This window comes from Pontibacter sp. JAM-7 (genome assembly GCF_048548695.2).
Taxonomy (GTDB): Bacteria; Pseudomonadota; Gammaproteobacteria; order Pseudomonadales; family Balneatricaceae; genus Neptuniibacter.
In genome coordinates, this window is the sequence record NZ_JBLYIF020000004.1 from 58,006 (window position 1) to 69,385 (window position 11,380).

Below are 11,380 nucleotides of genomic sequence, written 5' to 3' on the forward strand. Positions count from 1 at the left end.
TATTCCCCTCAGGAATTCATCGCTTCGGCCAACTTCGCGAGTCGCGCGCGAATAGAGCCGTCGATCACCAGATCTTCAGTACGGATCACTACACCACCCAGAATGGACTTATCCACCTGTGCAGTCAGAGAAACGTCTCGACCCAGCTTGGTTTTTAGTGCCTGAGCCAGTTTTTCCTGCTGCTCATCTAACAAATCAAAGGCGGTGGTCAATTCCACATCCAATGATTTTTCCTGATTCGTTTTCAGTTTGTTGAACTGAATTGCGATCTCAGGCAACAACGCCAAACGTTTGTTTGCCGCCAGCAGTTTCAAAAAGTTTTTACCTGCCTCATCCGCTTCTTCACAGATACTGACGATAAGGTCAGCTTTCTGCGCAACGGTTGTTGCAGGATTGCTCAGCACACGTGCCACCTTCTCATCACCTGCTGCAGCTGCAGCTAGATTGAGCATAGTGGACCACTGATCGAGGTTACCCTTACCCAGTGCGTATTCAAACGCCGCTTTGGTGTAAGGCCGAGCGACAGTGTTGACTTCAGCCATCGTTAAACCTCGCTTTAAAGCTCAGCGGCCAGTTTTTCAACAAGCTGTGCGTGGGCATTAGAATCGATAGAGGCTCCAAGAACTTTCTCGGCGCCAGCGACAACCAAAGTAGCAACCTGTGCGCGCAGTACTTCGCGTGCTTGGTTAACTTCCTGCTCCAGTTCAGCTTCTTTAGCCGCTTTAACACGGTTAGCTTCTTCCAGAGCCTTCTCTTTGGCTTCTTCTACGATCTGATTAGCCCGCTTGTTGGCCTGTTCAATGATGGCGGCTGCTTCTTCTTTGCCCTTGCGCATATTTTCAGTGGCTTTTTCTTGAGCCAACTGGAGATCGCGTTCGGCACGCTCAGCAGCGTCCAGACCTTCGGCAATTTTCTTTTTGCGTTCTGCCAGTGCCGCCGTAATTGGTGGCCACACAAACTTCATGCAGAAAACAACAAAGATAGCGAATGCGATGGCCTGACCAATGATGGTTAGATTGATATTCACGCCATTACCCCTCGCGGTTGATTAAGTTAATCGACAAGTCAGTCTTGCTTGCGACTTGCAGTTACTTACGCAACAGCGAACAGTACGTAAAGACCCAGACCGACACCAATCATTGGTACCGCATCAACCAGACCCATTACGATGAAGAACTGGGTACGCAACAGAGGGATCAGTTCAGGCTGACGAGCAGCACCTTCCAGGAATTTACCGCCCAGGATACCGATACCTACCGCAGCACCTACAGCGCCCAGACCCATCATCAGCGCACCAGCGATGTACAGCAATGCCATTTCCATCAGATTTATCTCCAATTAAGTTTTAAATGTTTAAATTGAAAGTTGAAAAAATCGGTTATTTCTTCTATTCAGCAATCACTTAGTGATGATCATACGACATGGCCAGATAGACAATTGTCAGCACCATGAAGATGAACGCCTGCAGCGTGATAACCAGAATGTGGAAGATTGCCCAGGGCACGGATAGTACCCACTGCACCCAGAACGGCAGCAAAGCGATCAGGATAAAGATCATTTCACCAGCATACATGTTACCGAACAGTCGCAGTGCCAGAGATACCGGCTTGGCAATCAGTCCGACAAGTTCTAGGAATAAGTTGAACGGCAGCATCACCTTGCCCAGTGGCTGGAAAGAAAGCTCAGCCAAGAAGCCACCCAGGCCTTTCTGTTTGATGCTGTAGAAGATAATCAAAGCAAACACGCTCAATGCCATACCAGCGGTTGCGTTGACATCGGTAGTGGGTACCACCTTCATAAAGTGAACGCCCATTTCACCCGCGATAAACGGGATCCAGTCAACCGGCACCAGGTCCATTGTATTCATCAGGAAAATCCAGACGAAAATGGTCAACGACAATGGTGCGATCAGGTCGTTCTTGTGGTGGAAGATTCCTTTTACGTTGTCATCAACGAATTCGATGATAGTTTCGATAAAGTTCTGAGTACTTCCCGGTACACCTGCGGTCACGTTTTTCGCAACTTTACGGAACAACCACGTAAATAAAACACCCAGAGCGATGGACCAGCCCATGGTGTCAACGTTGATTGCCCAGAAACCCATTTCAGCAGCTTCCTGCGCACTGTGAGCCAAGCTCCAGCCGTTTTCAGGATGATTGCCAAACGTAAGGTTTGTCAGGTGATGGGATATATACTCTGAGGATGTGACAGTTCCGCTAGCCATTCTCAGTTTCTCTCAGTCAAAGTTTCAGGAATCTTTTATTCAGCTTAAGTTGCATCAGCCAGCCACTGATCTGCAACAGTATGAATGTGCCAAATAGGGAAAAGGGGTCAACGGATTTCAGCAGGACAAATACCGTTGCAAAGCCGAGGATACTTAAACCCATTTTCCATATTTGGCTCACGTACATTTCAGCAAGGGCACGTCGTGCGGTCTGGCCTTTACTGAAACGCAGGGCGCGGCTGGCGAAATAAAGATTAGGCACAAGATAGACTATTACAGCACTCAGTGCCGATATCGCAGCGATTGTTCCGGATGCCAATAACGCGATGCCGGTTACAATCAAGCCTAAAACTGCCTGGTACAGAAAAACCTGAGCTGCCTGGCGACGAACCTTTCGACTGTGCACCCCTTGAGTTCGGTTTGCCCGGTCATTGCTGTTCAATTGGCCGCCTTAACTTGCGTTTTATCTGTCTGTAACTTTATTTCGAAGCGCGTAGACACCCCAAAATGCGTGCCGATTATAGGGGTTATAGAACCTCGAAACAACAGCCAGTTTCACCATTTGCACTAATGTCGTACCTATGTGATCAGTTGAGTGCGAAAGTAGTAAACCCGCAGATGTAGAGCCTACCCTAGCTGCTGCAATATGCTTTCCAGCACATCAGCAGAATCATAATTGATGGTGATCTTGCCTTTGCCCTTGGCATTTTCTGAAATTGCCACCTTGGCCGCGAAGCGTTGCGACAGTTCTGAAGCCAGTTGACTCAGTTGTGGCGAGGGCTCAGGTTTAATCCGTTTCGCCGCCAGATGGTCACCCTGTTGTAAGGCTTTCACCAACGCTTCGGTCTGACGCACCGATAACCCTTTGGCTACAACATCTTGCGCCGCTTCATATTGCTGTGGCTCGGCCAGTGCCAAGAGCGCTCTAGCATGCCCCATCTCCAGATCACCACATTCGAGCAGTTTTTTAGCGCCATCTGACAGATTCATCAACCGCAACAGATTAGTCACTGTAGAGCGTGACTTACCCACCGCATCCGCCACTTCCTGTTGGGTGAGTTCAAACTCATCCTGCAAACGCTGCAACGAAATAGCTTCCTCAATCGGATTCAGGTTTTCGCGTTGAATATTTTCGATCAACGCCATAGCAATAGCAGCTTCATCCGGCACATCGCGGATAATCGCAGGTATATCTGTCAGTTCTGCCATCTGGCAGGCACGCCAGCGACGTTCACCCGCAATGATTTCATAACGATCCGCATCAATCGGACGGACAATGATTGGCTGCATAACACCCTGGGAGCGAATCGAACTGGCCAGTTCCTCAAGCGCCTGTGGATCCATATCGCGTCTTGGCTGATACCGGCCACGCTGAATCAAATTAACAGACAGGTGAGTAAAACCATCAAGACTGTCGGTTACCCCAGCAGACACTGCCTGTTCCACATCGGTAACACTGGAAAGTAGCGCATCCAGCCCTCTGCCTAAACCGCGTTTCTTTGCCATGCTCTATGCTTCCTCAGCCTGTGCTTTCAGTTTTTCTTCTTGCCCTGTGCGTCTGATCAATTCACCGGCCAGGGCCAGGTAAGCAATAGCGCCACGTGAGTGTTTATCATACAGAATGGCCGGCAAGCCATGACTTGGAGCCTCTGCCAAACGCACATTACGGGGAATTACCGTGCGGTATACCTTGTCACCAAAATATTCCACCAAGTGCGTCGACACATCCTTGGTCAGGCTCATGCGCGGATCAAACATGGTACGCAGAATACCTTCAATTCTCAGTGACGGGTTAAGGCGTTGATTAATCTTATCAATGGTATTAATCAGCGCAGAAATACCTTCCAAAGCGTAATATTCACATTGCATCGGAATAATCACACCCGCCGAAGACGCCAGAGCATTCACCGTCAACAGATTAAGCGATGGTGGGTTATCAATCAGAATGAAGTCGTAATCATCCGTAACCTCCATTAACGCCATCTTGAGCCGAAATTCGCGCCGTGGAATGTGTAATAACTCGACTTCAGCTGCCGTCAGATCGCCATTTGAGCCAATTAAATCGTAACCCGCCGGCGTTTTTTTGATAATGGCTTCTGATGCCTTGGCCTGATCAACCAATACCTCGTAAATAGAGGTCTCCAAGGTGTGTTTATCTACACCGCTGCCCATACTGGCATTGCCCTGCGGATCAAGGTCTACCAGTAATACGCGCTTTTTGGTTGCAACAAGTGACGCGGCCAGATTGACACAGGTTGTGGTCTTACCCACCCCGCCCTTCTGGTTAGTGATCGTCAGGATCTTGGCCACGTTCAATGTCTCCCTAAAACAAGCAGATGTCGTTCCCCTTCCACACCGGGTACCCGAAGCGGGTATGTCTGCTTAACGGTAAATCCCTGTGGCAAGGCATTGATCTCATCCTCAGGATACAATCCTTTCATGGCGAGAAAAACTCCATTTTCGGCACAAAGTGCATCGGTCCACTGGATCATGTCCTGCAGAGACGCAAAGGCACGAGAAATCACCTGTGGGAATGGCGTCAACCCTGCGTTTTCCGCCCGTGCATTAATAACTTCAAGGTTTGTAAGGCCTAACTCAGCTTTAACCTGCAATTGAAACCGGGTTTTCTTACTGTTGCTGTCCAATGAGGTAACCTGCAGATCCGGAAAACATATGGCCAGAGGAATACCCGGCAATCCCGGGCCACTGCCAACATCCAATAATCGGCTGTGCTCGATATAGGGTGCCACACTTAAGCTATCCAGCAGATGACGGTATACCATTTGTAGCGGATCACGCACTGCCGTGAGGTTATACGCCTTATTCCATTTTTGCAGTAACTCAACATATGTCTGCAACGCTGCCTGTTGTGCTGAATCCAGCTTAAGCCCCAGAGCAGCAATACCCTGAACAAGCGCTGTTTGCCATGCCATTTCGGTATTCGATGTCATTACATTGCAGCCTTAGACTGCCGCGAAGCCAGCTGTTGTTTTTTCAGATACACCAGCAGCAATGAAATTGCCGCAGGTGTTATACCCTGAATCCGGCTGGCCTGAGCAATGCTGGTTGGACGAATGTCTTTTAACTTAGCTTTAAGTTCGTTAGACAAACCGCCAACCTGATCATAATTAAAGCTTTCCGGCAGCGCGGTATTTTCCTGACGCCGCATCTGTTCAATTTCACCACGCTGCCGCTCGATATAACCCGCATATTTATTCTGAATTTCTACCTGCTCGGCAACCTGAAGATCAGCAACTGATTCACCTTTCAAATCAGCAATATCTTGATACACCAGTTCAGGTCGTTTCAGCAGATCTGCCAGTGAATATTCACGTGTTAAAGGATTTTTAAGCTTGTCAGCAAGTTGTTCAGCTTCAGCAGAGGCTGGTTGTATCCAGGTGGATTTCAGCCGTTGTTGTTCCAGCTCGATCGCCTCGCGTTTAGCACAAAATGCTTGCCAGCGTTGCTCACTTACCAGACCCAGCTCGCGCCCTTTTTCAGTCAGGCGCAAATCAGCATTATCTTCCCGCAAAATCAGTCGGTATTCCGCCCGACTGGTAAACATTCGATAGGGTTCAGATGTACCCAGGGTAATCAGGTCATCCACTAATACACCGATATATGCTTCATCGCGGCGTGGATACCACTGCTCTTTGTCCTGCGCCCGCAGCGCTGCATTAACTCCAGCCAATAAGCCCTGGGCACCCGCTTCTTCGTAACCAGTAGTGCCATTAATCTGGCCGGCAAAGTACAGCCCATGAATAAACTTGGTTTCCAAGGTGTGCTTCAGATCTTGTGGGTTAAAGAAATCATATTCAATGGCATAGCCGGGCCGGGTGATATGGGCATTTTCAAAGCCACGAATAGACCGCACCGCCGCCAGCTGGATATCGAATGGCAGGCTAGTAGAGATGCCATTGGGATATAACTCATGGGTGGTAAGGCCTTCGGGCTCAACAAAGACCTGATGCTGATCCTTGTCAGCAAAACGCATGATCTTATCTTCAATGGATGGGCAGTAGCGCGGCCCTACTCCTTCGATAACCCCGGTATACATGGGTGAGCGATCCAGGCCAGCACGCAGAATATCGTGAGTCTGTTCATTGGTATGGGTGATATAGCAGCTGATTTGTTGTGGATGCTCAGTTTGTGAACCGATATACGACATGACGGGGGTTGGCGTATCTCCCGGTTGCTCCTGCATCATTGAAAAATCAACACTTCGAGCATCAATACGTGGTGGGGTACCTGTTTTCAGGCGTTCGACTCTAAACGGCAATTCTCGTAATCGATGTGCCAAGCTGATTGCCGGCGGATCACCGGCACGACCACCTGAATGATTTTGCAAGCCAATATGGATAACTCCACCCAGGAAAGTACCGGCGGTTAATACCACTGATTTAGCGCGAAAACGGATGCCCGTTTGAGTGACAACCCCTTGAACAGTGTCATTTTCAATAATCAGGTCATCTACCGCCTGCTGAAAGATTTGCAGGTTTGGCTGATTTTCCAAAATTGAACGAATTGCGGCTTTGTAGAGAATTCGGTCAGCTTGAGCACGGGTAGCACGAACAGCCGGTCCTTTGCGTGAATTCAGCGTACGAAACTGAATGCCGCCTCGATCTGTCGCCCGAGCCATTGCGCCATCCAGAGCATCTATTTCTTTTACCAGATGACTTTTACCAATTCCGCCGATGGCCGGATTACAGGACATTTGTCCCAGCGTTTCAATATTGTGACTCAGTAACAGGGTATTACTGCCGGTACGGGCAGCTGCAAGGGCTGCTTCAGTACCAGCATGGCCACCACCGATAATAATGACATCAAACTGATCAGGGTAATCCACGCTCAGTTACCTCAATGGAAAATCTGGGTATCACGAAAAAACAGGACGGCGATTATACCTGTAGTGGCTCAGGTTAGAAATGGTCATTTTTTAATCAGCGTTTTGTTTATAGATAAATATATATAAGAAGTAATGTTTTAAAGGGTTTTTTATTTTAGTGATTATTATTAAGTAGCCATATTTCTGTATATAAGTGAAATTTTTATTTATAAATCAATATATTAAAGCAATGACTACTAGGTTTGATTGGTGAGTACGACAGGTGGATGATACGGGGGCAACTTGTGGATAGAACAGGGAGTTGTCCACAGCGATTATTGTGCACAGGGTTACACCCCCGTTGTTCATGATCAGGCCAACAGATTATACACAGGCGCTGGGGATTAAATTTAACTTAGATTGCTGATTTAATTTTATAGGTTATTTTTTGATGATAAACTATTGATTGATAATGTTATTTGTCCTTATGTATATTTAATGAACAAAAAATATAAGTAGATAATTTTGTGGATAATATGGTTGTAACTTTGGAGGGAGCTGTGCAAAACCCGGTAATCGATTTTTTGAAAAAATACCGGGTTTAAGGTGGAAAATGGCGGGTTATGGCTACTTACCGATACAAAAAGAGCTAAATATACGTCCCAGCAGATCGTCGGGGCTGAATTCACCGGTGATTTCATTGAGGGATTGCTGAGCTTGGCGCAGGTCTTCAGCCAATAATTCCCCCGCTGCGCTGGTTTGTAATTGATCAAGACCTGTCTCCAGCAGATTTTGCGCTCTTTGTAGCGCATCCAAATGGCGACGGCGTGCCATAAAGCCGCCTTCGGTGGTGCTGGAAAAGCCCATACAGTCCTTGAGGTGTTGGCGCAGGAGATCTACACCCTGGTGACCTTTGGCAGAGAGCGCGATGACACTATGATTAGCATGCTGGCGCAGTTCTAATGGTTCGCCACTAAGATCTGCCTTATTCCGAATGACTGTTACTGGACAGTCGGCAGGTAACTGATCAATAAAATCAGGCCAGATCAGGTGGGGGTCATCACTCTGAGTTGTTTGGCTGTCCACCATTAACAATACCCGGTCAGCTCGATTGATTTCCTCCCAGGCGCGGGCGATTCCAATCTGTTCGACTTCGTCAGGCGCATCGCGTAAACCGGCAGTATCGATTATATGTAACGGCATCCCATCAATATGGATGTGTTCTCTGAGTACATCGCGGGTAGTGCCTTCTATAGCAGTAACAATAGCGGCCTCCCGGCCTGCCAATGCATTAAGCAGACTGGATTTACCAGCGTTGGGGCGCCCAGCGATAACCACATACATGCCCTCACGCAGTAAACTACCCTGGCGTGCTTCGGCTTGCACATTTCGTGTTTGCTGCAGAAGGTTAGTCAGGTCTTTTTCTACTTTGCCATCACTGAGAAAGTCGATCTCCTCTTCAGGAAAATCAATAGCGGCTTCGACAAAGATACGCAGCTGAATCAGTTGTTCCACCAGATCATGAATACGCTGGGAAAATTCACCCTGTAAAGAGCGTAAAGCGCAGCGTGCTGCTTGTTCTGATGAGCAGTCAATCAGATCAGCAATGGCTTCTGCTTGAGCTAAATCGAGTTTGTCATTTAGAAAAGCGCGCTCGGAAAACTCTCCAGGTTTCGCCAGTCGAGCACCGAGCTGGATCACTTCTCTTAACAGTAGGTCGATTACTATAGGACCACCGTGGGCCTGCAATTCAAGTACATCTTCGCCGGTGAATGAGTGTGGTCCGGGAAAAAACAGAGCTATGCCCTGATCCAGTTGTTCGCCCTGAGCAGACCAGAACCCGCCATAATGCGCATAACGTGGCTTTAACGTTGTTTTTACCAGTGCTTTTGCAATGCTGGAGACCAGCGGGCCTGATACTCGAATGATGCCTACTCCACCGCGGCCGGGAGGAGTGGCCTGAGCGGTAATGGTGTCATTGGCGGCAAGTTGCATGATCAGGCTCCGGCGCAGGGATAGTTGAGCGGATTTTACACCAAAAAAAAGGCCACTACAGAGTGGCCTTTTTTAAGTCGATTACAGTTTGATTTAACTTTCTGTGCTGTTTTCGATTTGTTTGTTGATCACATACTGCTGGGCAATGGACACAATATTGTTTACCACCCAGTACAGAGTTAGACCTGCCGGGAACCAGAGGAAGAAGAAGGTGAATACAATCGGTAGCATCTTCATGATTTTGGCTTGCATCGGATCCGGTGGTGTCGGGTTCAGCATCTGCTGAATAAACATACTGATGCCCATTAGAATTGGCAGAATAAAGTATGGATCTTTGACTGACAGATCAGCCAGGTAGAGGAATTCGGCGTGGCGTAGTTCAACGGATTCCAGCAGTACCCAGTAAAGAGCAATGAAAATTGGCATCTGTGCCAAAATTGGCAGACAGCCACCCAGAGGATTAATTTTCTCTTTTTGATAGAGTTTCATCATCTCCTGAGACATTTTTTGCCGGTCGTCACCGTACAGTTCTTTCAGCCGTTGCATCTCAGGGCCAAACTTACGCATCTTAGCCATAGACTTGAAGGCTTTGGCATTTAAATGGAACAGCGCAGCTTTAACCAGAATGGTGATACCAATAATCGCCAGACCCCAGTTACCTACCAGATCATATACCCACTTCAATAAACTGTGCAGCGGTGATGCTATCCACCACAACCAGCCATAATCGACGGTAAGTTTCAGGTCTTCCTGGGTTTTAACCATCTGTTCCTGCAGCTTGGGACCGACATAAAAAGAGGCGCTGACGGTTTGTTCATTACCTGGCTGCACTGTGAATGCCGGCGATAGGAAGCCTGCAATGTAGTTACCGTTCAGTTTACGGGTCTGATAGTTATATTCAGCCCCTGGAGCTGGTACCCAGGCGGTTAGGAAATAATGCTGTGACATGGCGACCCAACCGTCCTGACTGCGACGCTTAAACTGAGCATCATCCATATCGTCAAAGCTGTATTTCTCGTAACGGGTTTCTTCTGTTGAGAACACCGGGCCAAGATAAGATTGCATACCCATAGAGGTAGTTTCAGCAGGATCACTGCTGCGATCACGCTTGATCTGACCAAACAGATTGGCACTGAACAGCTGTTCTGACTGGTTGTTTACCAGGAACTCTTGTTTCACTGCGTAAGAGCCAGGAGTGAAAGTAAAGCGCTTGGTGATAATAACACCGGTGTTAGCTGTGTATTTCAGGTCAACCGTTAGCGAATCACCTGTAAGTATGTACTCACTTTCTTCGCTACTATAGATAGGACGGCCATCGGTTGATGCATCAGGACCATTGGTACCGACCAGTCCACTCTGAGAGACATAGGTGCGTTCAGCCGTTTGTTCCAGCAAAACAAAGGATAAGTCGGAACCCAGTGCGGCTTTATAAGCCGGCAGTGAGGCCTGAATGATGTCGCCACCTTTGGTATCGATCAGCAGATTTAGTACATCGGTTTTCACAGAAACCAATTTTGCTTTGGTGATTGCGGTACCGGTAGTCGGCAGATCGGCCTGAGCCTCAGGGTCAGTTTGAGGCAGTTCGGTTTCGCCGTTACTGTCGCTGTAAGCTGATTGAGAGATAACGGCTGCCTTAGGCGCGGGCTTTTCACCGTAGTCGGCATTCCACTGCAATACCAGCATATAGCTGACAATTGACAGGGCGACAATAAGGATTATTCGCTGTACATCCATGGGCTAGGCACCATTCAGATTTGCTGCAACTTTTTAGATTTTTGTTTCAGTCTTGACCAGCACTTCTGCATTAGCTTTTGCAATTGCTCGTTTTCCAGCTCACCAATTCCCTTGCGAGCAAGAATGATCATGTCTACAGCCGGTAGCTGATGCTGAGCCAGACGAAAAGATTCGCGCATGATACGCCGAACCCGATTACGTTTCACGGCCAGACGGACATTTTTTTTCGAAATGATAAACCCGATACGGGGATATCCGAGGGGATTGGGGCGGGCAAGTAGCAGAAAGGGCTGGTCCGGAACTTTCAGTTGTACATCATTAAAGACATGCTGAAAGTCCCCGCCATTGAGTAGTCTCAGATGACGGGAAAATTTGAATTCGGTCATTCAAATAACCAGACCTATACGTCAATTATTAAGCAGTTAGACGCTTACGGCCTTTAGCGCGACGACGGTTAATTACCTGACGGCCAGCTTTAGTAGCCATGCGGGCACGGAAACCGTGGGTGCGCTTACGCTTCAGTACGCTTGGTTGAAATGTTCTTTTCATCGGTCAATCCTGCCAACGCGGTTGTGATCGAAATATGTGGTGTCAGCACCACG

The 11,380-nt window shown here is 48.1% G+C and carries 13 protein-coding genes; all 13 read right to left on the reverse strand.

From position 1 onward, the window contains the following. Positions 1 to 8: 8 nt before the first annotated feature. The 13 genes from ACFVYJ_RS06455 to rpmH all read right to left on the reverse strand — a co-directional run bounded on the left by ACFVYJ_RS06455 (position 9) and on the right by rpmH (position 11,327). Positions 9 to 542: a F0F1 ATP synthase subunit delta gene (locus ACFVYJ_RS06455; RefSeq protein WP_419415648.1), complete on the reverse strand. Its 534-nt coding sequence runs from the start codon at positions 540 to 542 to the stop codon at positions 9 to 11. A gap of 14 nt (positions 543 to 556) precedes the next feature. Next, the gene (locus ACFVYJ_RS06460; RefSeq protein ID WP_419415647.1) at positions 557 to 1,027 is read right to left on the reverse strand and encodes a F0F1 ATP synthase subunit B; all 471 of its coding nucleotides are present in this window, start codon (positions 1,025 to 1,027) and stop codon (positions 557 to 559) included. A gap of 65 nt (positions 1,028 to 1,092) precedes the next feature. Then, positions 1,093 to 1,323 (reverse strand): F0F1 ATP synthase subunit C, encoded by a 231-nt coding sequence (gene atpE, locus ACFVYJ_RS06465; RefSeq protein ID WP_091354170.1) that lies wholly within the window; start codon positions 1,321 to 1,323, stop codon positions 1,093 to 1,095. Positions 1,324 to 1,402: 79 nt separating this feature from the next. Next, the gene (gene atpB / locus ACFVYJ_RS06470) at positions 1,403 to 2,224 is read right to left on the reverse strand and encodes a F0F1 ATP synthase subunit A (RefSeq protein ID WP_419415646.1); all 822 of its coding nucleotides are present in this window, start codon (positions 2,222 to 2,224) and stop codon (positions 1,403 to 1,405) included. Between the two features lie 16 nt (positions 2,225 to 2,240). Continuing rightward, positions 2,241 to 2,666, reverse strand: a complete 426-nt coding sequence (locus ACFVYJ_RS06475; protein ID WP_419415645.1) for an ATP synthase subunit I — start codon at positions 2,664 to 2,666, stop codon at positions 2,241 to 2,243. Between the two features lie 185 nt (positions 2,667 to 2,851). Next, positions 2,852 to 3,730: a ParB/RepB/Spo0J family partition protein gene (locus ACFVYJ_RS06480; RefSeq protein ID WP_419415644.1), complete on the reverse strand. Its 879-nt coding sequence runs from the start codon at positions 3,728 to 3,730 to the stop codon at positions 2,852 to 2,854. A gap of 3 nt (positions 3,731 to 3,733) precedes the next feature. Beyond that, positions 3,734 to 4,534, reverse strand: coding sequence for a ParA family protein (locus tag ACFVYJ_RS06485; RefSeq protein WP_419415643.1), 801 nt, complete (start codon positions 4,532 to 4,534; stop codon positions 3,734 to 3,736). 2 nt (positions 4,535 to 4,536) lie between these two features. After that, positions 4,537 to 5,175 (reverse strand): 16S rRNA (guanine(527)-N(7))-methyltransferase RsmG, encoded by a 639-nt coding sequence (rsmG, locus tag ACFVYJ_RS06490; protein WP_419415642.1) that lies wholly within the window; start codon positions 5,173 to 5,175, stop codon positions 4,537 to 4,539. After that, complete coding sequence (mnmG, locus tag ACFVYJ_RS06495) at positions 5,175 to 7,070, reverse strand: tRNA uridine-5-carboxymethylaminomethyl(34) synthesis enzyme MnmG (protein ID WP_419415641.1); 1,896 nt, start codon at positions 7,068 to 7,070, stop codon at positions 5,175 to 5,177. Before mnmG ends, rsmG begins: the two co-directional genes overlap by 1 nt. A 606-nt stretch (positions 7,071 to 7,676) precedes the next feature. Beyond that, positions 7,677 to 9,044: a tRNA uridine-5-carboxymethylaminomethyl(34) synthesis GTPase MnmE gene (gene mnmE / locus ACFVYJ_RS06500; RefSeq protein ID WP_419415640.1), complete on the reverse strand. Its 1,368-nt coding sequence runs from the start codon at positions 9,042 to 9,044 to the stop codon at positions 7,677 to 7,679. Between the two features lie 93 nt (positions 9,045 to 9,137). Then, positions 9,138 to 10,778, reverse strand: a complete 1,641-nt coding sequence (gene yidC, locus ACFVYJ_RS06505) for a membrane protein insertase YidC (protein WP_419415639.1) — start codon at positions 10,776 to 10,778, stop codon at positions 9,138 to 9,140. 14 nt (positions 10,779 to 10,792) lie between these two features. After that, complete coding sequence (gene rnpA / locus ACFVYJ_RS06510; protein WP_419415638.1) at positions 10,793 to 11,164, reverse strand: ribonuclease P protein component; 372 nt, start codon at positions 11,162 to 11,164, stop codon at positions 10,793 to 10,795. 28 nt (positions 11,165 to 11,192) lie between these two features. After that, positions 11,193 to 11,327 (reverse strand): 50S ribosomal protein L34, encoded by a 135-nt coding sequence (gene rpmH / locus ACFVYJ_RS06515; RefSeq protein WP_419415637.1) that lies wholly within the window; start codon positions 11,325 to 11,327, stop codon positions 11,193 to 11,195. Positions 11,328 to 11,380 lie beyond the last annotated feature (53 nt).